Source organism: Caulobacter sp. GW821-FHT11E10 (genome assembly GCF_058808375.1).
Genome location: NZ_JBXARP010000003.1, coordinates 545,520 through 570,899, shown reverse-complemented (window position 1 = coordinate 570,899; position 25,380 = coordinate 545,520). Strand labels below are relative to the sequence as shown.

Genomic DNA, 25,380 nt, shown 5'->3' with positions numbered 1-25,380 from the left:
ACAACAGGCTCTTGGGATAGCGCGCGATGGCCGCCGAAACCGGCGACCACTTTCGGCTATCGCGCCTTAGCGGCTGGTCGTGCTGTACAGGATCTGGGCGCGCTCGAAGTTCTTGCCGACCGAGGTCTCGTCCAGCTTCTTCAGGCGCATATAGACCAGGCCGGCGCGGCCGTTGGCCCAAGCGTCGTCCCACGACACGGTGAAGCGGCGGAAGTCGCTGCCGACCGTCTGGTCGTTGCGGATCAGGCGCAGCTGCGGGCTGTTTTCCCACGTCGCCCAGTCGTGCAAGGCGTTGGCCAGTTCCTGGGCCTGCTCGGGGGTCTGCGCGTAGTCGATGGTGATCGTGCAGACGTTCTTGTTCGAACCCGGGTTGTCCAGGGTGACGTTGTACGGCTTCTCGAGCGCCAGGACCCACTGTTCCTTCTTCTTCTTGAAGCCGTATTCCTTGGCCAGGGCGGGCAGGTCGCCGCCGGCCACCGAGGGCTTGCAGATGCGGTCCAGCACGTCCATCAGGCGCACCGACAGCGGGTCGGTGGTGCGCGCACCACGGACCGGCGCCGTATAGGTTTCGGCCGGCGCGCCGGCCGGGGCGGCGGCGACGGGCGGCGCGGCTTGGTCGGCCGGAGCGGCCGGAGCGGTTTGAGCCGGAGCGGCTTGATCGGTCGGCGCGGGCGAGGTCTGGGCGGCCGGAGCCGGGGCCGGAGCGGGCGCCGCGGCAGGCGCCGGAGCGGTGGTTTGCTCCTGAGCGATGGCGGTGGTCGAGACCGCGCCAAGGGCGATCAGGCTGGCGAGCGCAAGGCGCATAGGCTGGATATCCCCAACAAGACAAGAGGTCGGCATTAAAACCGACAGACAGTCCCTCGCAACCCTTATGGCTACCGATTGGGACCAAGATTGGGCCACAAATGTAATTTTCTTACTTGTGGCGCGGCGGATGGTCGCTCTGGATACGAAAACACCCTCGATCCAGGCGGATCGAGGGCGTTTCCAAAGCACATGGCAGGCTCGAACTAAGCCGCTTCGACGGCGTGTTCGGCCAGGATCGTCAGGCCGTCAGGACCGACGTCGGCGAAGCCGCCCTGGATATCGAACACCTTGGTCGTCGCGCCGTCCTTCACGGTCACCTTGCCTTCGCGCAGGGTGGTCATGAACGGGGCGTGGCCGGCCAGGACGCCGAAGTCGCCTTCCGTACCCGGGGCCTGGACCAGGTCCACGTCGCCGGAAAAGAGCTCCCGTTCCGGGGCCACGAGGGAGAAGTGCAGCTTGGCCATCAGTTGAAAGTCTCCTCGACGCCGCCAAGCGCGGCTTCGATGTCCTCATCGGTCTGGATCTCGGTTCCGCAGAACGGGCAGAAGTGGATCGTGGTCAGCATCAAGCCGGTCTCGCCCTCTTCTTCCCGCTCGCCGAGATTCAGCAGGATCAGGCCGCTGTCGTGCTCGATGAGCCCGGCGCTGGTGTCCGGGGACACCGCTTCCGCCAGCTCTTCGCAGCAGAAACCGGCCAGTTCCGTTTCTTCGCTCATTAGGCTTCCGCCGCCATCTTCTCGGCCTTGGCCACGGCTTCCTCGATGGCGCCGACCATGTAGAAGGCGCCTTCCGGCAGGTGGTCGTACTCGCCGTCGACGATGCCCTTGAACGAGCGGATCGTGTCCTTCAGCTGGACGAAGGCGCCCGGCGTGTTGGTGAACTGCTCGGCGACGTGGAACGGCTGCGAGAGGAAGCGCTGGATCTTGCGCGCCCGCGCCACGATCAGCTTGTCCTCTTCCGACAGCTCGTCCATGCCCAGGATGGCGATGATGTCCTTCAGGGCCTTGTACTGCTGCAGCACTTCCTGGACCGAGCGGGCCACGTTGTAGTGCTCCTCGCCGATGACCAGCGGGTCCATGATCCGCGAGGTCGAGTCCAGCGGATCGACGGCGGGGAAGATGGCCTGGGCGGCGATGTCACGCGACAGAACGGTGGTGGCGTCCAAGTGGGCGAACGAGGCGGCGGGCGCCGGGTCGGTCAGGTCGTCGGCGGGCACGTAGATGGCCTGGACCGAGGTGATCGAACCCTTGTTCGTCGAGGTGATGCGCTCCTGCAGGTTACCCATCTCGGTGGCCAGGGTGGGCTGATAGCCCACGGCCGAGGGGATGCGGCCCAGCAGAGCCGACACTTCGGCGCCGGCTTGGGTGAAGCGGAAAATGTTGTCGACGAACAGCAGCACGTCCTTGCCTTCTTCGTCACGGAAGTACTCCGCGATCGACAGGCCGGTCAGGGCGACGCGGGCGCGGGCGCCCGGGGGTTCGTTCATCTGGCCGTAGACCAGGGCGCAACGCGAGCCTTCCGTCGAGCCGTTGTTGGCCTTCGGGTCGGTGTTGACGTTGGACTCGATCATCTCGTGATAGAGGTCGTTGCCTTCGCGGGTGCGTTCACCCACGCCGGCCAGAACCGAGTAACCGCCGTAAGCCTTGGCGATGTTGTTGATCAGTTCCTGCATCGTCACGGTCTTGCCGACGCCGGCGCCGCCGAACAGGCCGATCTTGCCGCCCTTGGTGTAGGGGCACATCAGGTCGATGACCTTGATGCCCGTGACCAGGACTTCAGCCGTGTTGGTTTGCTCGGCGAAGCTCGGGGCGTCGCGGTGGATGGTGCGGAAGATGTCCGACTTGATCGGGCCCTGCTCGTCGATCGGCTCGCCGATGACGTTCATGATGCGCCCCAGGGTGCCGGGACCGACCGGAACGCGGATCGACTCGCCGGTGTCGCGCACGGCCTGGCCGCGAACGAGACCTTCGGTGGCGTCCATGGCGATGGCGCGGACGGTGTTCTGACCCAGGTGCTGGGCGACTTCGAACACCAGGCGCTGGCCCGAGGCGACGTTGACGGTTTCGAGGGCGTTCAGGATCGCCGGCAGTTCGCCGGTGAACTCGACGTCGACGACGGCGCCGATGACCTGAACCAGCTTGCCGGTGGCGGCGCCGATGGTGGCGGCCTTCGGAGCGGCGGTCTTCGAGGCGGCGGCCTTGGCCGGAGCCTTGGCGGCGGCGGCCTTGGGGGCGGCAGCCTTCGGAGCGGCGGGGGTCTTCACGGCTGCCGGCTTGGCGGCGGCGGCGGGAGCCTTAGCGGGGGTCTTGGCCATGGCGTGCGGGTCTTTCGTGCGTGCTCGTGCGTGCGTTTTTTACGTTAGGCTTTTGATCAGACGGCTTCGGCGCCGGAGATGATCTCGATCAGCTCCTTGGTGATCTGGGCCTGGCGGGAACGGTTATATTCGAGGGTGTAGCGCTTGATCATGTCGCCGGCGTTGCGCGTGGCGTTGTCCATCGCCGTCATCTGGCTGGCGTAGAAGCCGGCCATGTTGTCGAGCAGGGCCGACAGGATCTGGACCGTCAGGTTGCGCGGCAGCAGGGTCTCGAGAATGGCCTCTTCCGAGGGCTCATACTCGTAGGCCGCGCTGGCGCCCGTCGCGGGAGCCGAAGCGCCCTCGACCGTCGCCGGGATCAGCTGCAGCGCCGTCGGGGTCTGGGTGACCACCGACTTGAAGCGGCTGTAGAACAGCGTGACCACATCGATGTCGCCGGCCTCGTAGAGGCGCGTGACGACGTCGGCGATCGGCTGAGCCACCGACAGGGTGAACTGGCGATAGGCCGACAGGTCGAAATTCTCGACGATGCGTTCGGCGTACAGGCGGCGCAGTTGGACCGTCGCCTTCTTGCCGACGCAGACGATCTTCACGTCCTTGCCTTCGCGGATCAGCGTGTCGATCCGTTCGCGCGCGGCGCGCACGATCGACGAGGTGAAGCCGCCGGCCAGACCGCGATCGGCGGCCGCGACGATGATCAGGTGACGATCATCGCGACCCGTGCCGGTCAGCAGGGCCGGAGCCCCGTCGCCGGACACGCCGGCCGCCAGGTTGGCGATCACCGAAGCCAGGCGCCGAGCGTAAGGACGCGCCGCTTCGGCGGCGTCCTGGCTCCGGCGCAGCTTCGCCGCCGCCACCATCTGCATCGCTTTCGTGATCTTTTGCGTCGCTTTGACGCTCGAGATCCGATTGCGCATTTCCTTCAAGCTGGCCATTCGGCGCTACTCTCTCCGAGCGTTCCGAGGGGGCTTAGGCGAAGGTCGCCGAGAAGCTGTCGAGCGCGCTCTTCAGCGTGTTCTCCAGGTCCTTGTCGAGGGCCTTCTTGGTGCGGATGCCGTCCAGCAGATCCTTGTGGGCGCTGTGCAGACGGGCCAGGAGCTCGGTCTCGAAACGGCGAACCGACGAGGTCGGGATCTTGTCCAGGTAGCCGCGCGTGCCGGCGTAGATCACGCAGACCTGCTCTTCGACCGACTGCGGGGCGTACTGGGGCTGCTTCAGCAGCTCGGTCAGGCGCTCGCCGCGAGCCAGCATCTTCTGGGTCGAGGCGTCCAGGTCCGAGCCGAACTTCGCGAAGGCGGCCATTTCACGGTACTGGGCCAGCTCGCCCTTAATCGGGCCGGCGACTTGCTTCATCGCCTTGATCTGGGCCGACGAGCCGACGCGCGACACCGAGATGCCGACGTTCACGGCGGGGCGGATGCCCTGATAGAACAGGTCGGTTTCCAGGAAGATCTGGCCGTCGGTGATCGAGATCACGTTGGTCGGGATGTAGGCCGACACGTCGTTGGCCTGGGTTTCGATGATCGGCAGAGCCGTCAGCGAGCCCGAACCATTGTCTTCATTCAGCTTCGCGGCGCGTTCCAGCAGGCGCGAGTGCAGATAGAACACGTCGCCCGGATAGGCTTCGCGGCCCGGCGGGCGGCGCAGCAGCAGCGACATCTGGCGGTAGGCGACGGCTTGCTTGGACAGATCGTCATAGATGATCAGGCCGTGCAGGCCGTTGTCGCGGAACCACTCGCCCATGGCGCAGCCCGAGAACGGCGCGATGTACTGCAGCGGGGCCGGCTCCGAGGCCGAGGCGACGACGACGATCGTGTATTCCAGGGCGCCGTGCTCTTCCAGGGTCTTGACGATCTGGGCGACGGTCGAGCGCTTCTGGCCGATGGCGACATAGACGCAATAGAGCTTTGCGCTCTCGTCCTTGCCGGCGTTGACGGCCTTCTGGTTCAGGATGGTGTCGATGGCGACGGCGGTCTTGCCGGTCTGACGGTCACCGATGATCAGCTCGCGCTGGCCACGGCCGACCGGGATCAGGGTGTCGATCGACTTCAGGCCGGTCTGTACGGGCTCGTGCACCGACTTGCGCGGGATGATGCCCGGAGCCTTGACGTCGACGCGGCGACGCTCGGTGTATTGGATCGGGCCCTTGCCGTCGATCGGCTCGCCCAGCGGGTTGACGACGCGGCCCAGCAGGCCACGGCCGACCGGAACGTCGACGATCTCGCCGAGGCGACGGACTTCGTCGCCTTCCTTGATGGCCTGGTCCTGGCCGAAGATCACGGCGCCGACATTGTCGCGCTCGAGGTTCAGGGCCATGCCCTTCACGCCGGCCTTCGGGAATTCCAGCATTTCGCCGGCTTGGACGTTGTCCAGGCCGTAGATGCGGGCGATGCCGTCACCAACGGACAGCACTTGGCCGACGTCCGAGACGGCGGCTTCTTCGCCGAAGTTGGCGATCTGCGACTTGAGGATGGCCGAAATCTCGGCGGCGCGGATGTCCATGGTCTTCTGGGCTCTCTGCGATCTAATTTTTTTCGAGGCGCTTAATTAAAGGCTTAAGCGCGCTTCAGGGCGAATTTCAGGGAATCGAGCTTCGAACGGAGCGAAGCGTCGAAGAGACGCGAACCGACGCGCACCTTCAGACCGCCCAGCAGGGACGGATCGACGCGCGTGGAAACTTCGGGGGTCTTGCCCAGGGCTTCGGCGAGGGCGGCTTGCACGCCCTTCAGCTGAGCGGGCGACAGGGCGGCGGCCGAGACGACTTCCGCCGTCACGACGCCGCGGTGCTTGGCCGAGAGTTCGGCGAAGGCGGTGATCGCGCCCAGCAGATCGCCGGCGCGACCGTTGGCGGCGACGAGGCCCAGGAACTTGGTGGTCAGCGGCTGGAAGCCGGCCTTCTTGGCGACGGCGCCCAGGCCCTTGCTCTTATCTTCGGCTGAGAAGGCGGGCGAGGCGATCAGGCGGCGCAGGTCGGCGCTGTCGGCCACCATCGCCTTCAGGCTTTTCAGATCGGCTTCGACCTTCTGCAGGGAGCCGTTCTCGATCGTCAGTTCGAAGAGGGACTGCGCATAGCGCTGACCCGCATCCGTCGCCTTGGTTTCGTCCGCCACTTGGTATCCGCCCGGTGCGTTGCAATGGCCGCCGATAAGAAGGTTAGCTCTCATCACGGCTTAAAGGCTTGAGCGCGCTTGAAAAAAGCACATGGACGGCCGGCGCTGCCGCGCCGCCCCGTCCGAAGCCGCGCGCCTGATAACACGGGCCTTTCGCAGTCGCAACCAAGCCGGCGCGACCGCTTGGTTGTTCAGCCCCCGGCGCGGCGGAACACAGCCGAGGCCGAGGCCGCCAGAGCGCCGTCCGCGCGACGCAGTTCGCCCTGGGCGAACACGAGGCTGCGGGTAGCGCGCTCGACCCAGGCCTTGGGCTCCAGGCCGGCGGCCTCACCCTCGGGTCCGTAGTCGACGGTCATCGACGCCAAGGCCGTCCCCTCGCCTGCGGCCTTGCGCAGAACGGATTCCAGCTGGGCGGAGAGGCTGATGTCCATGGTTCTCAACTAGTCCTCTCGCCGGAAAAGAAAAGAGGCGGCGGAAAGATCCCGCCGCCCCGTTCAGGCGAATGCTCGAGGAAACAGCCAGACAGGGTCGGAGAAACGACGACCCCAAAAGCGTCCGGTACTCAGATAAGGCGCATACGTGTTCTTACTTAGCCGAGGCCAGGGCCGAACCGCCCTTGGCCGAGGCGTTGCAGCGGGTCAGGTCATCGGCGTCCAGCGACTTGGTTTCGCCGCCGAAAGCCGCGACGCGGCCCACTTCCTTGGCGAGGGCCTTGCAGGCCACCGCGGTGAGAGCCCGCGAGGGGGCTTGGCTCGACACGCACTCGGCGCCTTCGCAGACGAAGACGGCCCCGCCGGCCACGACCTTGGTCTTGGCGGCGACCGGCGCGTCGAGCGCGGCGGCGATGCGGCCGTCGGCGAAGGCCGAGCCGGCGAACATGGAAAAGGAGATGGCGGCGACAGCCGTCAGGGAACGGAGCTTCATGGGAAAGCCCTCCGGGTTTGGGGAAGTTGCGGTCAGATCGTTGATCGGTGATAAGCTGTACTGGCCGCCCGGACCCGGGGATGGTAGCGCCGGTATCCCCACCGGTGCTTCGGATCCGAACTAAGCATCGCTTAGATATCAGTGATCAGAAATAGCGCAAGCGGAATTTCGCATGCGCATCGATTTTTCGGAAAACAGCGGTTTCGATTGGAACGCGGCCAGGCGCGCGCGGAAACGGCGAGGGCGTGAGGGCGTGTTTCCGGTCTACGCCATCCAACCACCGCCTTCCTCGCCCGTGTGGCGAGGACTCATGGCGCGGCCAGGTTCGGCGATGATCCGTGGGCGCCGCGAGGGTGGACGCGTTCAGGCCAACGCGGCGAAAGCTGAACGATGGGTCCTAGGCATGAAGCCTAGGAGGGCGAATTTTCTTGAAGCGAGGGGGCTCAAGGGCCCTCCCCTACAGCCCCAGGATCGAGTCGATCCGGCTCTCGGCCTTGGCGTGGATGGCGCGGTCCTCGACCATGCCCTCGGCGCGGGCGTAGCGGCCGTCCTTACCGACGCGGCGCCGGATGCCATCGGCGCTCAGGACGAGCGACTTCTTGGGGTCACTGAAGGCGCCCATCAAGGCGGCCATCAGCGCGCCGATCAGGGCGGCGACGACCGGACCGATCGCACCGATCCAGCCTTCGCCGAAGATCGACTGCAGGCGGGCGATCAGCAGCTCGCGGTTGGGCTGGTCCCGCATCACCTCGACCATCCAGTAGACGCCGCCCTCGACGACGGCGGCGATCAGGACCGGAAGAACAACGCCCAACAGGCGCGGCCTGACGAAAAGTCCGAGCGCGGCGCCAAGGATCGCGAAGGCGGCCATGGTGATCATGGCGGAAACCCTGCGGCCGGCGCGGTCAAGAGCGGGTTAAGGTCTTGTTCCCCAAGGGCACGGTTGGCCGCGACCACTCGTCGCGCTTAACTGGCCGCCATAACCAGAAGATGCGCCCAAAGACGTGCATGAGGGAGGCTTCGCCATGGACTTCCAGCTGTCACCGGACCTCACGGCCTATCTGGCCGAGCTCGACGCCTTCATCGAGAAAGAGATCGCGCCCCTGCAGGCGCGCGACGACAACGAACGCTTCTTCGACCACCGCCGCGAATGGGCCCGCACTGACTGGGATGGCGGCGGCCTGCCCAAGCACGACTGGGAGGAGCTGCTGGCCAAGGCCCGCAAGCTGGCCGACCAGGCCGGCCACTACCGCTTCGCCCTGCCGAAAGCGTACGGCGGCCAGGACGGCTCCAACCTCTGGATGGCGGTGATCCGCGAGCACCTGGCCGCCAAGGGCCTTGGCCTATTCAACGACCTGCAGAACGAGCACTCGATCGTCGGCAACAATCCGTTCGTGCTGATGATCCGCGACTTCGGCCGGCCCGACCAGCAGCACCTGATCACCGACATGCTGGACAAGGGCGCCTTCCGCCCGACGTTCGGCCTCACGGAGCCCGAGCATGGCTCGGACGCCACCTTCATGGAGACCCGCGCCGTCCGCGATGAGCATCACGGCGAGGCCGGCTGGCGGATCAACGGCCAGAAGATGTGGACCACCGGCATGCACGCGGCCACCCACTGCTGCCTGTTCGCCCGCACCAGCGGCGAGGACGGCGACGCACGCGGCATCACCGCCCTGCTGGTCCCGGCCCACGCGCCCGGCGTGAAGATCGAGGAGTATCTCTGGACCTTCAACATGCCGACGGACCATCCGCGGGTCAGCTTCACCAATGTCTGGGTCCCCGAGAGCGCGATGTTCGGACCCGAGGGCGGCGGCCTGGCCCTGGCCCAGCACTTCGTGCACGAGAACCGCATCCGCCAGGCCGCCTCCAGCCTGGGCGCGGCCGCCTACTGCATCGAGGAGAGCATAAGGTACGCGCGCGCGCGCAAGCCGTTCGGCAAGGCCCTGGCCGAGAACCAGGCCATCCAGTTCCCGATCGTCGAGCTGTCGACCCAGGTCGAGATGCTGCGCCTGCTGATCCGCAAGACCGCCTGGGAGATGGACCAGATGAGCAAGGTCGAGGTCGAGAAGCGGCTCTCCGACAAGGTCTCGATGTGTAACTACTGGGCCAACCGCCTCTGCTGCGAGGCCGCCGACCGGGCGATGCAGATCCACGGCGGCATCGGCTATTCGCGCCACAAGCCGTTCGAGCACATCTACCGCCACCACCGCCGCTACCGGATCACCGAGGGCTCCGAGGAGATCCAGATGCGCAAGGTCGCCGCCTGGCTGTTCGGCTACATGGGTCCGCGCAAAGCCGCATTTGCGGGCGGTTAGACCCTGCGTCCTTCGAGGCTCGGCTGCGCCTCGCACCTCAGGATGAGGGGAGCTGTGTGGTCCGCGCTGAATTCCTCATCCTGAGGCGCCCGTTCCCGAGCGGGCCTCGAAGGACGCGTGGAGCCATTCCACATGTCCAAGGTTTAATCCGCCGCGACCTGACGTAGTGTCATCGGCGCGCTATCTAACGTCGGTACGCGAGCATACATGTTCGCGCTCTGACTGGGCGAGCCTGCTGATCCCCCTCTTCGAGGCAGGCAGGCTCTTGGAGGGACTTTGATGAACCGTCTGGCTCGTAACGCCGCGCGTGTCGCCCTGATCGTCGCCATTCCGGCCACGCTCGCCGGCTGCGGGATCAACACCATCCCCACCCAGGACGAGGCGACCAAGGCCGCCTGGGCCGAGGTGCAGAACCAGTACCAGCGCCGCGCCGACCTGGTGCCGAACCTGGTCGCGACGGTGAAGGGCTACGCGGCCCAGGAGAAGGACGTGCTGGTCGCCGTCACCCAGGCCCGCGCCAGCGCCACCCAGGTCAAGGTCGACGCCTCGACCATCACCGACCCGGCCGCCTTCGAGAAATACGCCGCCGCCCAGGACCAGCTGTCGGGCGTGCTCGGCCGCCTGATGGTGATCCAGGAGCAGTATCCGGACCTGAAGTCGAACCAGAACTTCATGGCCCTGCAGAGCCAGCTGGAGGGCACCGAGAACCGCATCACGATCGCCCGCCGCGACTACAATTCGACCGCCCAGAAGTACAACACCACCCTGCGCACCTTCCCCAGCGTGTTCTGGGCCAAGACGATGTACAGCGGCCAGAAGCCGGCCCAGCTGTTCCAGGCGTCAGCGGCAGCGCAGAGCGCCCCGACCGTGGACTTCTCGGCCCCGCCCACGGCCGCGCCGCCGAAGGTTCAGTAGGACTGTGAAGATGACCGCCCTCGCCATCCCCCGTCGCGCGGGGGAGGCCTCTCCAGCCGCGTGGCTGAGGACATGCCTCCTGGCGCTGGCGGCAATCCTCTTCGCCCTCCCCGCCTTCGCCGAGCCGAAGTTCCCGCCCCTGACCGGGCGGGTGGTCGACGAGGCCCAGATCCTGTCGCCCGACGTCGAGCGCGATCTCACGGGCAAGCTGGAGACCCTCGAGACCACGACCGGCCGCCAGCTGGTCGTGGCGACCGTGCCCAGCCTGCAGGGCTATCCGATCGAGGACTACGGCTATCAACTGGGCCGGACCTGGGGCATCGGCGAGAAGGACAAGAACACCGGCGCGATCCTGCTGGTCGCGCCCAATGACCGGAAGGTGCGGATCGAGGTCGGCTATGGCCTGGAGCCCGTGCTGACCGACGCCCTCTCCAGCGTCATCATCCAGAGCGCCGTCCTGCCGAAGTTCCGCGACGGCGACATGGAGGGCGGCGTGGTCGCCGGGACCGACGCCATCATCAATCAGCTGGCCGCGCCCGCCGGCGAGGCCAAGGTCCGCATCCTCGACGCCAGCCAGCCCGAGCGGCACAAGGCCAAGGGCTCGCCGATCGTCGGCTTCCTGATCTTCCTCTTCATCCTGTTCGTGTTCTCCAACCTGTTCCGGGGACGTCGCCGTCGTGGCGGCCTGGGCTCGGCCCTGCCCTGGATCATCCTGGGCGCCTTGAACAACGGCGGCCGAGGCGGCGGCTGGAGCGGCGGCGGAAGCTGGGGCGGCGGAGGCGGCGGCGGCGGCGGATTCTCCGGCGGCGGCGGGTCGTTCGGCGGCGGCGGCAGTTCGGGGAGCTGGTGAGATGGCGACACGCATGACCCCACAGGACCTCGACCGCATCGCCGGCGCGGTGGCCGAGGCCGAGAGGACCACCGCCGGCGAGATCTTCTGCGTCCTGACGCCGGAGGTGTCGGACTATCGCGAGACGCCGCTGGTCTGGGCGGCGGCCACGGCGCTGGTGCTGCCCGCCGCGGCCCTGTTCGCCGGCTTCCGGCCCGAGATGCTGACCCGTCTGTTCGGCGGCTGGAGCGTCGGCCACCAGGCCGCCCTGGACGGCGCGATCCTGTCGGCGCTGTCGACCTATGTGGCTCTGCAGCTGGCGGTGTTCGTCGTCGCGGCCCTGGTCGTCTCGATCCCGCCGGTCCGCCGCGCCCTGACCCCCGGCTCGCTGAAGGCCGCCCGGGTCAAGCGCGCGGCCATGGAGCAGTTCCTCAGCCACGGCCTGCACGTCACCCGCGACCGCACCGGCGTCCTGATCTTCGCCGCCCTGGCCGAGCACCGGGTCGAGGTCATCGCCGACGAGGGAATCTACAAGGCCGCGCCCAACGCGGTCTGGGACGAGGTCGTGGCCGACCTGATCGGCGGCCTCAAGCGCGGCGCGATCGCCGACGGCTTCGTCGCCGCCGTGGCCCGTACCGGCGCGATCCTCGCCGCCCACGTCCCGCCGCGCGGCGACGACCGCAATGAGCTGCCCGACAGCCTGACTATCCTGCCGAAACGCTGATGTCCGGTCTGGTCGAGCTGTCGATGGAGGAAGGCCTGAACGCCCTCTTCCGGCGATAGGCCTCGGGCCCCAATGGGACCGAAGACGGATACGAAAGCGGGCTCGCGCGCTTCCTGAAGCGAGGCTTCCGGGAGTTCGCCATGTCCGATTTCGACGACTTTCTCGAGATCCGCCGCCAGGCGGCCCAGGCCTATGTCAATGGCAACGCCGGCCCGCTGGATCAACTGGTGGCCTTGGCCTGTCCGGCGAGCTTCTTTCCGCCGCGCGGCGGACGCGAAGAGGGCGCCGACTGGGTGTCCAGCCTCTACGCGCACGACGCCGGCGCCTTCTCTCAAGGCGGTGAGACCACGCTGGAGATCCTGCACAGCGACGCCGCGGGCGACCTCGCCTACTGGACCGGCCTGCAGCACGCGACCGTACGGCTGGCCGGCCACGAAGAGCCGGTCGAGATGCACCTGCGGATCACCGAGCTGTTCCGGCGCGAGGACGGGGCCTGGAAACTGGTCCACCGCCACGCCGACCCGCTGGCCGAGGCCAAGTCCAGCTAGAACCTCGGCCGCATGAAAAAGGGCGGCCGCCGAAGCGACCGCCCCCTAGTCCTGGATTGGTAAGCCCTAGAACGACTTGCGGACCGTCACGCCCACGGTGCGCGGCTGGCCGACAGTGTAGCCGAGACGAGCGCGCCCGCCGCGTTCGCGGTCGAACGACAGCAGGGCGTTCTCGTCGAACAGGTTGTTGACGTAGAGGGTCAGGTCGACCCCGTCCTGGAACTCCAGGCCGGCGCTGAAATTGACGATCTCGTAGCTGGGCAGCTTGAGATTGACGATCGTCGGCACCGCGCCGGTCGCGCCGCCGAACGGCAGGCCCGAGACGAAGGAGCGCGGGTTGTTCTCCTGGTCGCTGGCCTGGGTGAAGCGGCTGCCGACGTGCTGGATCGAGGCCTTCACGTAGCTGTTCACGCCCTCGCGGACCTCGTGGCTGTAGGTCATGTCGAACGAGACCTGGAACTTCGGCACCGACGGCAGGCGATTGCCGTCGCGGATGCCGCCGATCACCGCGCCCGTCCCGTCCTTCACGGTCGAGTCGAACTCGGCTTCCAGCAGGCTGCCCGAGAAGCCGATGTCGAGGCCGGAGGCCAGACGCGCGGTCAGCTCGGCCTCGACGCCCTTGGTGTGGGCCTTGGCCACGTTGAACACCACGCGCGACGAGCACGAGCCGGCGTCCAGGGTCGTCTGCAGGTCCTTGATGTCGGTGTAGAAGGCCGCGGCGTTCAGGGTGACGCGGCCGAACCGCGACTTCATCCCGCCTTCGTAGTTCCACAGCGTCTCGTCGTCATAGTTCTGGTAGCCGCCGAAGATCGCTTTGTCCTGGGCCGAGCAGAGCGGGATGTTCAGCGGGTCGTTGACGCCGCCGAGACGGAAGCCCTTCGAGGCCTGGGCGTTGAAGGTGACGGTGTTCGACGCCTCGTAGCTCAGCAGGAAGCGCGGCGTGAAGCCGTCCGACGAGGTCGTGTCGGTGCGGTTGTCGCCGTTGGCGAACAGGCCGCCCGACTTGAACTGGCGGGTTTCGCTGAAGTCGTAGTAGCGGCCGCCCGCCGTCGCGGTCAGCTTGCCCATCGTGTAGTTCACTTCACCGAACAGGGCCTTCTGCTTGATGTCGTAGGGCAGGTAGGCGTTGTAGGGCGAGTTCAGCTCAAAGCCGTTGGCCACGGCGGCGGCCGTGCCGGCGCCCAGCACGGCGTTGGTGTAGGCGTCGTAGCCCGGGGTCGGTAGGCGCTGGTTGTAGACGCGATCGACCTTCGAATAGAAGCCGCCGATCACCCACTGGAACGGCCCCTCGCCCGTCGAGGCCAGGCGCAGTTCCTGGGTGACCTGCTCCAGGTCGGTGGTGTCGACCAGTTTGGATGGCAGGGTCACCGCCGCCGCCGGGAAGCCCAGGTCGACCGAGACGCTGCCGGTCAGGGCGCTGGCGTCGCGGTTCACGGTGATGTCGCGATTGATCAGGCTGGTGACGCTGGTCAGGGTCGCGCCGTCGAAATTGAAGTTGGCCGTGAGGTCGGCCACCATCGTGTTGTCGGCGAAGCTTTCGTCCAGCAGCAGGTACTGCTCGCGCTCGCCCAGGGTCACCTTCGGACGGGTCGTGGTGTTGTTGTTGGCGAAGAGGTTGAACACCTCCTGGCGATTGAAGCCGCCGGCCCGGATCTCCTGATAGACCACGCGCGGGGTGAAGTTCACCTGCTCGTTCGGCTCGATGTAGAAGGCGAGACGGCCGCCGCGGCGGGTGCCGTCATTGACGTTCTTGTCCACCTTGCCGCCTTCCTTGCGGGCGTCGATGAAGCCGCCGTACTGGGTCAGGTAGCCGACCGCGCGCATGGCGATCTTGTCCGAGAGCGGGATGTTGACCGCGCCCTTCACGTGCCCGCCGAAGTCGCCGCCACCGACCAGGTTGGCGTTGGCTTCGAACGTGCCTTCCTGGACGCCCAGCTTCGGCTGGTTGGTGATGTAGCGGATGGTGCCGCCCACCGAGCCCGAGCCGAACAGCGTGCCTTGCGGACCGCGCAGGGTCTCGACGCGGTTCAGGTCGAACAGGTCGATGTCCGGGGTGAACAGCGACAGGGAGATCACCGACTCGTCGAGATAGACCCCGACCTGCTCCTTCACGCCGGGCTGGTCGCGGACCACCTGGCCGGCGGAGACGCCGCGCACCGACACCTGGCTCTGGCCCGGGCCGAGGTTCTGGATGTTCAGGCCGGCCACGTTGCGCGACAGGTCCTCGAGGGTCACGGCGCCCGAGCGCTGGATGTCCTTCTCCGTCTGGGCGTTGATCGAGAAGGGGATGTCCTGGATCGTCGCGTCGCGCTTGGTCGCGGTGACGATGATCTCGTCGATGGCGTTCTGATCGGCCTGCTGGGCCGCCGCGAAGGCGGGGACAGCGAGGACCGCGGCGAGCGCGCTGGCGCCCAGCAGTACGCGCGCGCGAGCGCGCGATGTAGCGATGGTCATGAATACCTCCCGTATGTTTTTGGCGTTCTTGGAGTCGGACTCCCGACGCAACTACAGCGTTCATCGCGGAATCGGGCAAAGTCAACGCGAAACGAAGGTGATTAGAATCAGCGGTTTAGACACCGGTGACACTGTGATCACAATGTCACGCTCGGGCGGTTTGGGGGCGTTTTTGCTTTACGCGCGCGTGACCTTTCGCACCGCGAAAAGCCGGTCTAGGGTGAGACAAATTCAAACTAACGTTTTAACGGGGAGTGCGCCTCTATGCGCGAAGCGGTCATCGTCTCTTACGCCCGGACCGGCCTGGCCAAGTCCAACCGGGGCGGCTTCAACAACACCCACGGCGCGGCGATGGCCGGTCACGCGATCAAGCACGCGGTCGAGCGCGCCGGCCTGGAAGGCGGCGAGGTCGAGGACGTGGTCCTGGGCTGCGGCGGTCCCGAGGGCGCCACCGGCATGAACGTGGCCCGCAACGCCGCCATCTGGGCCGGCCTGCCGGTCACCACCTCGGGCCAGACCGTCAACCGCTTCTGCTCCTCGGGCCTGCAGGCGATCGCCACGGCCGCCAACTATGTCCGCAACGACGGCGCTCCGGTCGCCATCGGCGGCGGCGTGGAGTCGATCTCGCTGGTGCAGGGCGGCGGCCACATGAACCGCTTCCACATCACCGAAGACAAGCTGATGAAGGAAAAGCCGGCCCTGTGGATGGCGATGATCGACACCGCCGACATCGTGGCCAAGCGCTATGGCCTCAGCCGCGAGTACCAGGACGAATATTCGCTGCGCAGCCAGCAGCGCATCGCCGCCGCCCAGGCCGCCGGCCTGTTCGACAACGAAATCGTGCCGATGGCCACCAAGATGAAGGTGGTCAACAAGGAGACCAAGGAAGAGAGCCTGGTCGACTATGTCGTCACCAAGGACGAGTGCAATCGTCCGGAAACGACCCTCGAAGGCCTGGCCAAGCTGGAGCCCGTCAAGGGTCCGGGCAACTTCGTCACCGCCGGCAACGCCAGCCAGCTGTCGGACGGCGCCGCCGCCGTGGTGATCATGGACGCCAAGGAAGCCGCGCGTCGCAACCTTGAGCCCCTTGGCCTGTTCAAGGGCTTCGCCATCGCCGGCTGCGAGCCCGACGAGATGGGCATCGGCCCGGTCTTCGCCGTGCCGCGCCTGCTGGAACGCCACGGCCTGAAGGTCGACGACATCGACTTGTGGGAACTGAACGAGGCCTTCGCCTCGCAGTGCCTCTACAGCCGCGACAAGCTGGGCATCGATCCGGAGAAGTACAACGTCAACGGCGGCTCGATCGCCATCGGCCACCCCTTCGGCATGACCGGCGCCCGCTGCGCCGGCCACCTGCTGCTGGAAGGCAAGCGCCGCAAGGCCAAGCTAGGCGTGGTGACCATGTGCATCGGCGGTGGCATGGGCGCCGCCGGTCTGTTCGAAATCTTCTGATTTCGATCAGGCCGGACAACGGCGCCCATCAACGAAGAGTGGTTGAGATCGCCTTCGCGATCTCAACGGGGCGCGGCGGGTCTGTTCGAGATCTTCTGATTTCGGCCACTTGAACCGCACCGTCTTTCCCATGAAGGACGGCAAAACGAAGACGGGCTCCCTGGTCACCCAGGGAGCCCGTTCAGTTTCAGCCGATCGTCAGGCGATCAGAACTCTTCCCAGTCCTCGTTGACCGCCACGGCGGCCGAGCCACGGCCCGGGCGCGCGGCCGAGGTCGGACGCGAGATCGGGGCGGCGGGACGCGAGGTGGTCGCGGGCGGGCGATAGCTGGGACGCGACGCCGTGGGCGCGGACGCGGCGGTCGGGGCGACCTGGGCCACCCGGAAGCGCGAGACCATGTCGGCCAGGGCCTTGGCTTCGTTCTTCAGAGAGTGCGTGGCGGCCGTGGCCTCTTCCACCATGGCGGCGTTCTGCTGGACGACCTGGTCCATCTGGTTGACGGCCGTATTGACCTCGTTCAGGCCGGTGGCCTGCTCGCTGGCCGAGGCCGAGATTTCCTTCACCAGGCCGTCGATCGAGGCGATCTGCTCGACGATGCGGTTCAGCGCCTCGCCGGTCTGGCCGACCAGGTCCACGCCGGTCTCGACCTGGGCGGTCGAGGTCGAGATCAGGGTCTTGATCTCCTTGGCGGCGTCCGCCGAGCGCTGGGCGAGAGCCCGCACTTCCTGAGCGACGACCGCGAAGCCACGACCGGCCTCGCCAGCACGCGCGGCTTCGACGCCGGCGTTCAGGGCCAGAAGGTTGGTCTGGAAGGCGATCTCGTCGATGACGCCGATGATCTGGCTGACCTGGGTCGAGGAGGTCTCGATCTCGGTCATGGCCGAGACGGCCTGGCTGACGATGCGGCCCGAACGCTCGGCGTCCGAACGGGCGGTGGCCACGACCTGCGAGGCCTCCTTGGCGCCCGAGGCGGTCTTGCGAACCGTCGCGGTGATCTCGTCCAGGGCGGCGGCGGTCTCTTCGAGGCTGGCGGCCTGTTGCTCGGTGCGCCGCGACAGGTTGTCGGAGGCCTCGGCGATCTCGTCCGAGCCGCTGTTGACGCCGCCGGTGGCCGCGCCGATCGCCTGGATCGCCTGCTGCATCCGATCGGCGGCGGCGTTGAAGTTGGTGCGCAGGCTTTCGGCCTTGGGCGCGAAGGGCGTGTCGATCCGATGGGTCAGGTCACCCGAGGCCAGGCGGTCCAGGGCCTCGTTGAGCGCCGAGATGGCGACCGCGTCGTTGCGGGCGACCTCGGCCTTTTCGGCCTCGTTGCTCGCGCGCTCGTGGTCGGCCGCCGTACGCTGGCTGGCGGCGCTTTCCTCGATGCGGATCTTCTCGATCGCCGCGTCCTTGAAGTAGGCGACGGCCGAAGCCATGTCGCCGATCTCGTCCTTGCGGCCCTGGGCCGGGACGGCGATCGAATGATCGCCGGCGGCCAGGCGGCGCATGGCGCTGGTCATGGCCGCGACGGGCTTGGCGATCGCGCCGGTCAGCAGCAGACCGCCGCAGATGGCGATGCCGGCGGTGATCAGGATGCCGATCGCCAGGGCCAGGGTGGACTCCACCGAGGCCTTCTTCTGGGCGGCGGCTTCGGTGGCCAGCTCGGCCTCGGCGTTGGTGGTGATGGCCTCGATGGCGGCCTCGACCGGCTCGACGGCCTTGTCGGCGACGCCGTCGTGCTTGACCAGCTCGACCGCCTGCGGACGGGTCGCGGGATCGGCGCCCAGGGTCTCGCCCGGCTCGATGGCCAGCTTGCGATAGTCGGCATAGGCCGCGTCGACCGCGGCGATGCGGGCGAGGTCCTGCTCATTGCCGGCGGCCAGGGTCTTCAGCTCGTCCAGGGCCTTCAGGAACTTCGGCTTGTGAGCCTCTTCCAGGCGCTTGACGTAGTAGGGGTCGCCGGAGAGCAGGAACCCGCGCAGCGAGTTTTCCTGGCGGGTCAGGCGGAAGGCGGCCGTGTCGGCCTGGCGCAGCATCTCGTAGGCGCGTTCGGTCCGCTCCACGGAGTGGGCGAGGCCCACCTTGTTCGCATACAACGCCACGCCCATGAGCATGATCGTGGCGAGCATGACGGCGAACACCGCCATCAGCTTGTGGGGGATTCTCAGGTCGCCAAAGGACACTGGCCGGCTCCTCGTTGAAGGGTTGCGGCCGCTAAACCTCAGATAACGCTACTATTTGGACTGAATATGGTTCGCGGGCGTTACAGACCAAGTGCGCCGCCAACCATTGCCGAGGCATTAACCGTGCTGTGGCGGAAGGTCGCATTTTGGGCAATCCCGCCACTATTTTGATCAGTGGGCCTCATCCCAGTTGAGCGCCGCCCGAGCCTCGACCGTGAGCGGCACGGACAGGGCCACGGCGGGCTCGGCCGCCTTCTCCATGACGCTCTTGATGACCTCGCACGCCCGATCGGCCTCGCCTTCGGGCGCCTCGAAGACCAGTTCGTCGTGCACCTGCAGCAGCATCCGCGCCTCGAGGCCGGCGGCCTCCAGGGCGGCGGGCATGCGGATCATGGCCCGGCGCATGACGTCGGCGGCGGCGCCCTGGATCGGGGCGTTGATCGCCGCGCGCTCGGCGAACTGCCGGTGCGCGGCCGACTTGGCCTCGATATCGGGGATGTTGATCTTGCGGCCGAAGATGGTGGTGACGTAGCCGTGCTCCCGCACGAAGGCCTTGGTCACGTCCATATAGGCCTGGATGCCGGGGAAGCGCTCGAAATAGGTCTTGATATAGGCCCCCGCCTCGCCCTGGCCGATGCCCAGCTGGTTGGCGAGGCCGAAGGCGCTGATGCCGTAGACGATGCCGAAATTGATGGCCTTGGCCCGACGGCGGATCATCGGGTCCATGCCCTCGATCGGCGTGTCGAACATTTCCGAGGCCGTCATGGCGTGAATGTCGAGGCCTTCCTGGAAGGCCTTCTTCAGCTGGGGGATGTCGCCGATATGGGCCAGCAGGCGCAGCTCGATCTGGCTGTAGTCGGCGCTGATCAGCACATTGCCCGGGGCGGCGATGAAGGCCTTGCGGATCTTGCGGCCTTCCTCGGTGCGGACCGGGATGTTCTGCAGGTTGGGATCCGACGACGACAGGCGGCCCGTCGTCGTCGCGGCGAGGGCGTAGGAGGTGTGCACCCGGCCCGTGCTGGGCGCGATCGCCGCGATCAGGTTCTCGGTGTAGGTGCCCTTCAGCTTGCTCAGCTGGCGCCAGTCCAGCAGGACGCGGGGCAGCTCGTGTTCCAGGGCCAGGCTCTCCAGCACGTCGCTGTCGGTTGACCACTGGCCGGTAGCGGTCTTCTTGCCGCCCTTCATCTGCATCTCGCCGAACAGCACGTCGCCGATCTGCTTGGGGCTGCCCAGGTTGAAGGGCCGACCGACCAGCTCCTGGGCGCGCTCCTCGTACTTGGCCATGCGCAGCGAGAACTCGTTGGAGAGCAGGCGCAGGGCCTCGGGGTCCACGCGGACGCCGTTGTTCTCCATCATCGCCAGCACCGCCGGCAACGGACGCTCCAGGGTCTCGTAGACGGTCGACAGACCCTCGCGCGCCAGGCGCGGCTTGAGGGCCAGGTAGAGCCGCAGGGTGACGTCGGCGTCCTCGGCCGCGTAGGCCGTCGCCTCGGGCAGGGCCACGTGCTTGAAGCTGATCTGGCCCTTGCCCGTGCCGCAGACCTGCTTGAACGGGATCGGCTTGTGGCCCAGCCACAGCTCCGACAGCTCGTCCATGCCGTGGCCGTGCAGACCGGCCTCCAGCACGTAGCTGATCAGCATGGTGTCTTCGATGGGCCCGACCTGGATGCCGTGCCGGGCCAGAACGGCCATGTCGTACTTGGCGTTCTGGGCCACCTTCAGCACCGCCGGATCTTCCAGCAGCGGCTTGAGGGCGGCGATCACGTCCGCCAGCGGGATCATCTCGATATCGGCGGGGGCCTCGAAAGCCAGGCCGTCGGCCTTCTCGCAGTGGCCGACGGGGATGTAGCAGGCCTCGCCCGGCGCGATGGCCAGCGAGACCCCGCAGAGGCCGGCGGTGGCCGACGACAGGGCGTCGGTCTCGGTGTCGAAGGCGATGACGCCCTTCGCCGTCGCCTTGGCGATCCAGGCCTGCAGGGTCGGGAGATCTCGCACGCAGACATAGGTCGCGTGGTCGATCTGGATCGGCTCGGCCACCGGCTTGGCGGCGGCCCGGGCGGCCGCGCCCATATACGAGACGCTGGTGACGGGGGCCTTCGGCGGTGGCGGCGCACGCTCTCCCGCCGGACGGTCCAGCGACCCCGGCGCCATCGCGGCCGAACCGTCGCCGACCCGGCGGGCCAGGGTGCGGAATTCCATCTGCTCGAGGAAGGCCGCCAGGACCTCCTTGTCGGGCTCGCGCACCTTCAGCTCGTCCAGCGGCTGGGGCAGAGGCGTATCGCAATCCAGCTTCACCAGGGCCCGCGACAGGCGGATCTGGTCGGCGAACTCGATCAGGGTCTCGCGACGCTTGGGCTGCTTGATCTCGCCGGCCCGGGCCAGCAGCGTATCGAGGTCGCCGTATTCGTTGATCAGCTGGGCGGCCGTCTTGATGCCGATCCCCGGCGCGCCCGGAACGTTGTCGACGCTGTCGCCGCACAGGGCCTGAACATCGACGACCTTGTCGGGATAGACGCCGAACTTCTCGAACACCTGCTCGCGCTCGATGCGCAGGCCCTTCATCGGGTCGAACATCGAGACGCCGTCGCCGACCAGCTGCATCAGGTCCTTGTCGGACGAGACGATGATCGCCTCGCCGCCGACGTCGCGGGCCTTGCAGGCATAGGCCGCGATCAGGTCGTCGGCCTCGTAGCCCGGCAGCTCGATGGCCGGCACCCCGAAGGCCAGGGTGGCCTCGCGCACCAGCGGGAACTGCGGGATCAGGTCCTCGGGCGGCGGCGGACGGTGGGCCTTGTACTTGTCGTAGAGCGTGTTGCGGAACGTCTTCTCGGAGTGATCCCAGATCACGGCCAGGTGCGTGGGGGTGTCGCCCTGCATGTCGCGCATCAGCTTCCACAGCATGTTGCAGAAGCCCTGGACGGCGCCCACCGGCAGGCCGTCGCTCTTGCGGGTCAGCGGCGGCAGCGCGTGATAGGCGCGGAACAGATAGGCCGAGCCGTCGACCAGGAAGAGCCGGACGGCCGGACCGTCCTGGGTCAGTTCGGAAGCGTGCGGCAGCGGGGGATCGGCGACGTCGGTCATGGCGGCAACATAGGGGGCCGTGCGTGCGTCGGGAACCCTCTGGGGAACCTCTCTGGCCTCCTGCTGACAGCAGCCTATCAGCCGCCCCAGAAACCCTCGCCTTGCGCGCGGGGGGCATGAAGCGTACGGGAACCACGCTCCGCGCCCTACGCGGACGACAGTATTTCAGGAGAGCGCGATGGGTTACCGGGTCGCCGTGGTCGGCGCCACGGGCAATGTGGGCCGCGAGATGTTCAACATCCTCGAGGAAGTCAAATTCCCCGTCGACAAGATGCACGCCATCGCCAGCCGCAAATCCATCGGCGTGGAAGTCTCGTTCGGCGCTCAGATCCTGCGCTGCGAGGATCTCGAGCAGTTCGACTTCTCGACCGTCGACATCGTGCTGATGAGCGCGGGCGGCGCGATCTCCAAGGCGTGGGGCGAGAAGATCGGCGCGGCCGGTCCGATCGTCATCGACAATTCCAGCCACTTCCGGATGGACCCGGACGTGCCGCTGGTCGTGCCGGAGGTGAACCCGAACGCGGTCGACAAGCTGCCGAAGAACATCATCGCCAACCCCAACTGCTCCACGGCGCAGCTGGTGGTGGTCCTCGCCCCCCTGCACGCCGAAGCCAAGATCAAGCGCGTCGTCGTCTCGACCTACCAGTCGGTGTCGGGCGCGGGCAAGGAAGGCATGGACGAACTGTGGGAGCAGACCAAGGGCGTGTTCGTCCTGGGCGCCCCGCCGCCCAAGAAGTTCACCAAGCAGATCGCCTTCAACGTCATTCCGCACATCGACGTCTTCATGGAAGACGGCTTCACCAAGGAAGAGTGGAAGATGATGGCGGAGACCAAGAAGATCCTGGATCCGTCGATCAAGCTCACCGCCACCTGCGTGCGCGTGCCGGTCATGGTCGGCCACGCCGAGTCGGTGAACATCGAGTTCGAAACCCCGCTGGACGAGGAAGACGTCCGCGAGATCCTGCGCGACGCCGAGGGCGTGGAAGTCATCGATAAGCGCGAGGACGGCGGCTACATGACGCCGAAGGAAAGCGCCGGCGAGTTCCCGGTCTATGTCTCGCGTATCCGCACCGACCCGACCGTCGACAACGGCATCGCGCTCTGGTGCGTGGCCGACAATCTGCGCAAGGGCGCGGCGCTGAACGCCGTGCAGATCGCCCAGCTCCTGCACGACAAGGGCCTGATCAAGCAGAAGCTCCCGGCCTAAGACGATTTCCCGTCGTCCTCGGCCCCCTGGTTTCAGATGAACATCTGAAACCAGGCTCTTGCTTGTGAGGAGCGCGACAGGCGCCGAAACCGGCCGCCACTTTCGGCTGTCGCGCTCGCGGCGGGGACGACGGATTTCCTGGCCCGGCGGCCAGAATTTCCCAAGCCTCCGCAAGATGCGGGCGGGCGGCGGGCCTCCTATCTGCGAGAAGCCCTCCGAAAGGTTTGGTTTGATGCCTCCCAGTTCCCAGGCTGAAAGTCGCTCGGCCTACGCCGCCGGTATCGGCTGCTATTTGCTGTGGGGCTTCCTACCCCTCTATTTCCACCTGCTGTCGAACCTCGGCGTCTCGTCGTGGGAGATGATCGCCCACCGCTCGCTGTGGTCGGTGCTGTGGGCCGGAGGTCTGGTGCTGCTGGCCAAGCAAGGCGGTCAGGTGGCGGCGGTGCTTCGCCAGCCCAAGACCCTGGGCGTCCTGGCCCTCTCGACCCTGGCGATCTTCAGCAACTGGACGATCTACGTCTTCGCCGTGAACGCCGGCCACGTGATCGAGGCCAGCCTCGGCTATTACATCAACCCGCTGATGAACATGGCGGCCGGCGCCCTGCTGTTCCGCGAGCGGATGTCGACCGAGGGCAAGGTCGCGATCGGCTTCGCCGTCGTCGGCGTGGCCATCCAGACCCTGGCCCTGGGACACCTGCCGATCGTCTCGCTGGGCCTGGCCCTGACCTTCTGCGCCTACGCCATCCTGCGAAAGCAGGTGAAGGCCGACGCCCAGACCGGCCTTTTCGTCGAGTGCGCCTATCTGGCCCTGCCGGGCCTGGCCTATGTCTGGTTCCTGCAATCGACCGGCCAGGGTCACTTCGGCGGCGGCGCCAATGTCACCGCCCTGCTCGCCCTGGCCGGCCCGGCCACGGTCGTGCCGCTGGCCCTGTTCGCCTGGTCGGCCCGCCGGCTGCCGCTCAGCGCCGTCGGCTTCCTGCAGTTCATCGCGCCGACGATCCAGTTCCTGCTCGGCGTGGCGTTCGGCGAGCCCTTCACCCCTCTGCGGGCCCTGTCCTTCGTGTTCATCTGGCTGGGCGTGGCCACCTTCGCCTACGGCGCCTGGCGCAAAACGCGGACCCTGGCGCCGGCCGCCTGACGCCTTCTTTGTTGGCGCGCCTCGTTTGGCGCGCGTCGGGGCGGCGAAACCGCCTACACTTTCGCCTGACGCGCTCTAGGGTCGTCGCATGACGACCCGACGCTCAGTCCTCGCCGCCGGCGGCGCCCTCGTGCTCACCACGCCTCTGGGGGCCGCCGCGCCGGATCCCTTCAACGCCCTGCTGAGCGGCGACGGCGATCCGAACGCGGCCCTGCCCGCCCTCGCCGGCGTCGCCTTCGACAGGCTCGGCGACCGCTTCGGCGTCGCCCGAGGCCTGGCGGACCTGGCGACCGGCCGCGCCATGACCACCGTCTCCCCCGCGCGGATCGCCTCGATCTCCAAGCTGGTCGCGGCCCTGGGGTTCATGACCCTGGTCGAGGCCGGCAAGGTCGGGCTGGACGACGACGCGGGCGAAATCCTCGGCTTTCCGCTTCGCCACCCCGGCTTCCCGAACGCCCGGATCACACCCCGGCGCCTGCTCTCTCACACCAGCGGCCTGCGCAATGGGCCCAGCTATCCCGTGGCCTTCGGCCGCCCCTTGAGCGCGGCCCTGACGCCCGGCGGGGTCCAGTGGGATGACGGCGCCTGGTTCGGCCCCGCGACCGAGCCCGTCGGCGAATGGTTCGCCTATGCCGATGTCAACTACGCCCTGGTCGCCCAGCTCATCGAGGCCGTCAGCGGCGAGCGCTTCGACCGGTTCATGGCGCGGGTGGTGTTCGCACCGCTTGGGCTGACCTGTGGCTACAATTGGAGCGGCGTTCCCCAGGCGGTCCGCGACCAGCGCGCCGTCCTCTATCGCAAGGCCCCGTCCGACGACGGGCCCTGGGACGCGCGAGGCCCCTGGGTCGCTCAGCTCGACGCCGCCGTCCCGCCCGCGCCCGACCCCACCCTGCGCACAGCGCCCGAGGCGGCGGGGCGGAACCTCGACAGCTACCGCCCCGGCGAGAACGGCTTCGTGTTCGGCCCGCAAGGGGGCCTGCGGGCTTCGGTCCTGGACCTGGCGGTGATCGGCCGGGCGCTGCTGACCATGGGCGCGCCGATCCTGAAACCCGCGACCTTCGCCCTGATGACCACGCCCCAATGGCGCTTCGATCCCAAGCAGCCGAACGGCGAAGGCTATGGCGGCCTGATCGCCGCCTACGGGCTGGGCGTCCAGACCCTGGCGGGCGGGGCCGGCGACAATGTCTTCGACGGCTGCGCCGGCTGGATCGGCCACGCCGGCGACGCCTATGGCCTCACCTCCGGGCTCTGGGTCGACCCGAAGGCCGGGCGCGGCGTGGCCTATCTGACCACCGGCCAGGCCGCGCCGCTGAAGGTCAACAAAGGCCGCTCTATGCTGACCCGGCAGGAGGAACGGCTGGCCAGCCTCTTGGCCCGCGTCTGAACCTCGGCGCGACG

22 protein-coding genes and 1 pseudogene are annotated in these 25,380 nt (G+C 67.4%); 10 read left to right on the top strand and 13 right to left on the bottom strand.

From position 1 onward, the window contains the following. Positions 1–66: 66 nt before the first annotated feature. The 10 genes from AC1RRV_RS08765 to AC1RRV_RS08720 form a co-directional block, all read right to left on the bottom strand. A complete protein-coding gene (locus AC1RRV_RS08765) occupies positions 67–840 on the bottom strand; it encodes a hypothetical protein (RefSeq protein WP_492859204.1) in 774 nt (257 codons plus the stop codon). 170 nt (positions 841–1,010) lie between these two features. Continuing rightward, positions 1,011–1,271 (bottom strand): ATP synthase F1 subunit epsilon, encoded by a 261-nt coding sequence (locus AC1RRV_RS08760; protein ID WP_047412005.1) that lies wholly within the window; start codon positions 1,269–1,271, stop codon positions 1,011–1,013. After that, positions 1,271–1,522: a hypothetical protein gene (locus tag AC1RRV_RS08755; protein WP_492859203.1), complete on the bottom strand. Its 252-nt coding sequence runs from the start codon at positions 1,520–1,522 to the stop codon at positions 1,271–1,273. Before AC1RRV_RS08755 ends, AC1RRV_RS08760 begins: the two co-directional genes overlap by 1 nt. Beyond that, a complete protein-coding gene (gene atpD, locus AC1RRV_RS08750) occupies positions 1,522–3,120 on the bottom strand; it encodes a F0F1 ATP synthase subunit beta (protein WP_492859202.1) in 1,599 nt (532 codons plus the stop codon). Before atpD ends, AC1RRV_RS08755 begins: the two co-directional genes overlap by 1 nt. 56 nt (positions 3,121–3,176) lie before the next feature. Continuing rightward, positions 3,177–4,055: a F0F1 ATP synthase subunit gamma gene (locus AC1RRV_RS08745; protein ID WP_492859201.1), complete on the bottom strand. Its 879-nt coding sequence runs from the start codon at positions 4,053–4,055 to the stop codon at positions 3,177–3,179. A gap of 34 nt (positions 4,056–4,089) precedes the next feature. Further along, the gene (atpA, locus tag AC1RRV_RS08740) at positions 4,090–5,622 is read right to left on the bottom strand and encodes a F0F1 ATP synthase subunit alpha (RefSeq protein ID WP_492859200.1); all 1,533 of its coding nucleotides are present in this window, start codon (positions 5,620–5,622) and stop codon (positions 4,090–4,092) included. 53 nt (positions 5,623–5,675) lie between these two features. Further along, positions 5,676–6,230, bottom strand: a complete 555-nt coding sequence (locus AC1RRV_RS08735; RefSeq protein WP_492859199.1) for a F0F1 ATP synthase subunit delta — start codon at positions 6,228–6,230, stop codon at positions 5,676–5,678. Between the two features lie 191 nt (positions 6,231–6,421). Next, a complete protein-coding gene (locus AC1RRV_RS08730; protein ID WP_492859198.1) occupies positions 6,422–6,661 on the bottom strand; it encodes a hotdog family protein in 240 nt (79 codons plus the stop codon). A gap of 154 nt (positions 6,662–6,815) precedes the next feature. Further along, positions 6,816–7,154 (bottom strand): DUF8200 family protein, encoded by a 339-nt coding sequence (locus AC1RRV_RS08725; protein WP_492859197.1) that lies wholly within the window; start codon positions 7,152–7,154, stop codon positions 6,816–6,818. Positions 7,155–7,611: 457 nt separating this feature from the next. Beyond that, positions 7,612–8,025, bottom strand: coding sequence for a hypothetical protein (locus AC1RRV_RS08720; protein ID WP_492859245.1), 414 nt, complete (start codon positions 8,023–8,025; stop codon positions 7,612–7,614). 154 nt (positions 8,026–8,179) lie between these two features. Between AC1RRV_RS08720 and AC1RRV_RS08715 the strand changes: the two genes are divergently transcribed. The 6 genes and pseudogenes from AC1RRV_RS08715 (at position 8,180) to AC1RRV_RS08690 (ending at position 12,488) form a co-directional block, all read left to right on the top strand. Next, positions 8,180–9,472 carry an acyl-CoA dehydrogenase family protein gene (locus tag AC1RRV_RS08715; RefSeq protein ID WP_492859196.1) on the top strand — a complete coding sequence of 431 codons (1,293 nt, stop codon included), beginning with the start codon at positions 8,180–8,182 and terminating at the stop codon, positions 9,470–9,472. Beyond that, positions 9,457–9,590, top strand: a pseudogene (locus AC1RRV_RS08710) (hypothetical protein); the annotation flags it as partial. The gene AC1RRV_RS08715 and the pseudogene AC1RRV_RS08710, both read left to right, overlap by 16 nt. Before the next feature lie 161 nt (positions 9,591–9,751). Continuing rightward, positions 9,752–10,387 carry a LemA family protein gene (locus tag AC1RRV_RS08705; protein ID WP_492859195.1) on the top strand — a complete coding sequence of 212 codons (636 nt, stop codon included), beginning with the start codon at positions 9,752–9,754 and terminating at the stop codon, positions 10,385–10,387. A gap of 10 nt (positions 10,388–10,397) precedes the next feature. Then, positions 10,398–11,237 (top strand): TPM domain-containing protein, encoded by an 840-nt coding sequence (locus AC1RRV_RS08700; RefSeq protein WP_492859194.1) that lies wholly within the window; start codon positions 10,398–10,400, stop codon positions 11,235–11,237. 13 nt (positions 11,238–11,250) lie between these two features. Further along, positions 11,251–11,940 (top strand): TPM domain-containing protein, encoded by a 690-nt coding sequence (locus AC1RRV_RS08695; protein ID WP_492859193.1) that lies wholly within the window; start codon positions 11,251–11,253, stop codon positions 11,938–11,940. 140 nt (positions 11,941–12,080) lie between these two features. Beyond that, a complete protein-coding gene (locus tag AC1RRV_RS08690; RefSeq protein ID WP_492859192.1) occupies positions 12,081–12,488 on the top strand; it encodes a YybH family protein in 408 nt (135 codons plus the stop codon). 66 nt (positions 12,489–12,554) lie between these two features. On the opposite strand, the gene AC1RRV_RS08685 is transcribed toward AC1RRV_RS08690, so the two are convergent. Beyond that, positions 12,555–14,942, bottom strand: a complete 2,388-nt coding sequence (locus AC1RRV_RS08685; RefSeq protein ID WP_492859191.1) for a TonB-dependent receptor — start codon at positions 14,940–14,942, stop codon at positions 12,555–12,557. 264 nt (positions 14,943–15,206) lie between these two features. Between AC1RRV_RS08685 and AC1RRV_RS08680 the strand changes: the two genes are divergently transcribed. Beyond that, positions 15,207–16,394, top strand: coding sequence for an acetyl-CoA C-acyltransferase (locus AC1RRV_RS08680; protein ID WP_492859190.1), 1,188 nt, complete (start codon positions 15,207–15,209; stop codon positions 16,392–16,394). 206 nt (positions 16,395–16,600) lie between these two features. Here the strand turns inward: AC1RRV_RS08680 and AC1RRV_RS08675 are convergent, their stop codons facing one another. Next, the gene (locus AC1RRV_RS08675; RefSeq protein ID WP_492859189.1) at positions 16,601–18,556 is read right to left on the bottom strand and encodes a methyl-accepting chemotaxis protein; all 1,956 of its coding nucleotides are present in this window, start codon (positions 18,554–18,556) and stop codon (positions 16,601–16,603) included. Positions 18,557–18,727: 171 nt separating this feature from the next. Beyond that, positions 18,728–21,637 carry a DNA polymerase I gene (polA, locus tag AC1RRV_RS08670; protein ID WP_492859188.1) on the bottom strand — a complete coding sequence of 970 codons (2,910 nt, stop codon included), beginning with the start codon at positions 21,635–21,637 and terminating at the stop codon, positions 18,728–18,730. 178 nt (positions 21,638–21,815) lie between these two features. On the opposite strand from polA, the gene AC1RRV_RS08665 reads away from it, so the two are divergent. The 3 genes from AC1RRV_RS08665 to AC1RRV_RS08655 all read left to right on the top strand — a co-directional run bounded on the left by AC1RRV_RS08665 (position 21,816) and on the right by AC1RRV_RS08655 (position 25,366). Beyond that, positions 21,816–22,844, top strand: coding sequence for an aspartate-semialdehyde dehydrogenase (locus tag AC1RRV_RS08665; RefSeq protein ID WP_492859187.1), 1,029 nt, complete (start codon positions 21,816–21,818; stop codon positions 22,842–22,844). Between the two features lie 232 nt (positions 22,845–23,076). After that, positions 23,077–23,982 (top strand): EamA family transporter RarD, encoded by a 906-nt coding sequence (gene rarD / locus AC1RRV_RS08660; protein ID WP_492859186.1) that lies wholly within the window; start codon positions 23,077–23,079, stop codon positions 23,980–23,982. Positions 23,983–24,070: 88 nt separating this feature from the next. After that, a complete protein-coding gene (locus tag AC1RRV_RS08655; protein ID WP_492859185.1) occupies positions 24,071–25,366 on the top strand; it encodes a serine hydrolase domain-containing protein in 1,296 nt (431 codons plus the stop codon). Positions 25,367–25,380: the final 14 nt, after the last annotated feature.

Coding starts and splice junctions, on each gene's coding strand:
- AC1RRV_RS08665 (WP_492859187.1), top strand. CDS start 21,816: ATGGGTTACCGGGTCGCCGTGGTCGGCGCCACGGGCAATGTGGGCCGC.
- AC1RRV_RS08720 (WP_492859245.1), bottom strand. CDS start 8,025: ATGGCCGCCTTCGCGATCCTTGGCGCCGCGCTCGGACTTTTCGTCAGG.
- AC1RRV_RS08725 (WP_492859197.1), bottom strand. CDS start 7,154: ATGAAGCTCCGTTCCCTGACGGCTGTCGCCGCCATCTCCTTTTCCATG.
- atpD (WP_492859202.1), bottom strand. CDS start 3,120: ATGGCCAAGACCCCCGCTAAGGCTCCCGCCGCCGCCGCCAAGCCGGCA.
- AC1RRV_RS08745 (WP_492859201.1), bottom strand. CDS start 4,055: ATGGCCAGCTTGAAGGAAATGCGCAATCGGATCTCGAGCGTCAAAGCG.
- AC1RRV_RS08685 (WP_492859191.1), bottom strand. CDS start 14,942: ATGACCATCGCTACATCGCGCGCTCGCGCGCGCGTACTGCTGGGCGCC.
- AC1RRV_RS08690 (WP_492859192.1), top strand. CDS start 12,081: ATGTCCGATTTCGACGACTTTCTCGAGATCCGCCGCCAGGCGGCCCAG.
- rarD (WP_492859186.1), top strand. CDS start 23,077: ATGCCTCCCAGTTCCCAGGCTGAAAGTCGCTCGGCCTACGCCGCCGGT.
- polA (WP_492859188.1), bottom strand. CDS start 21,637: ATGACCGACGTCGCCGATCCCCCGCTGCCGCACGCTTCCGAACTGACC.
- AC1RRV_RS08755 (WP_492859203.1), bottom strand. CDS start 1,522: ATGAGCGAAGAAACGGAACTGGCCGGTTTCTGCTGCGAAGAGCTGGCG.
- AC1RRV_RS08715 (WP_492859196.1), top strand. CDS start 8,180: ATGGACTTCCAGCTGTCACCGGACCTCACGGCCTATCTGGCCGAGCTC.
- AC1RRV_RS08760 (WP_047412005.1), bottom strand. CDS start 1,271: ATGGCCAAGCTGCACTTCTCCCTCGTGGCCCCGGAACGGGAGCTCTTT.
- AC1RRV_RS08765 (WP_492859204.1), bottom strand. CDS start 840: ATGCCGACCTCTTGTCTTGTTGGGGATATCCAGCCTATGCGCCTTGCG.
- atpA (WP_492859200.1), bottom strand. CDS start 5,622: ATGGACATCCGCGCCGCCGAGATTTCGGCCATCCTCAAGTCGCAGATC.
- AC1RRV_RS08655 (WP_492859185.1), top strand. CDS start 24,071: ATGACGACCCGACGCTCAGTCCTCGCCGCCGGCGGCGCCCTCGTGCTC.
- AC1RRV_RS08700 (WP_492859194.1), top strand. CDS start 10,398: ATGACCGCCCTCGCCATCCCCCGTCGCGCGGGGGAGGCCTCTCCAGCC.
- AC1RRV_RS08695 (WP_492859193.1), top strand. CDS start 11,251: ATGACCCCACAGGACCTCGACCGCATCGCCGGCGCGGTGGCCGAGGCC.
- AC1RRV_RS08730 (WP_492859198.1), bottom strand. CDS start 6,661: ATGGACATCAGCCTCTCCGCCCAGCTGGAATCCGTTCTGCGCAAGGCC.
- AC1RRV_RS08680 (WP_492859190.1), top strand. CDS start 15,207: ATGCGCGAAGCGGTCATCGTCTCTTACGCCCGGACCGGCCTGGCCAAG.
- AC1RRV_RS08705 (WP_492859195.1), top strand. CDS start 9,752: ATGAACCGTCTGGCTCGTAACGCCGCGCGTGTCGCCCTGATCGTCGCC.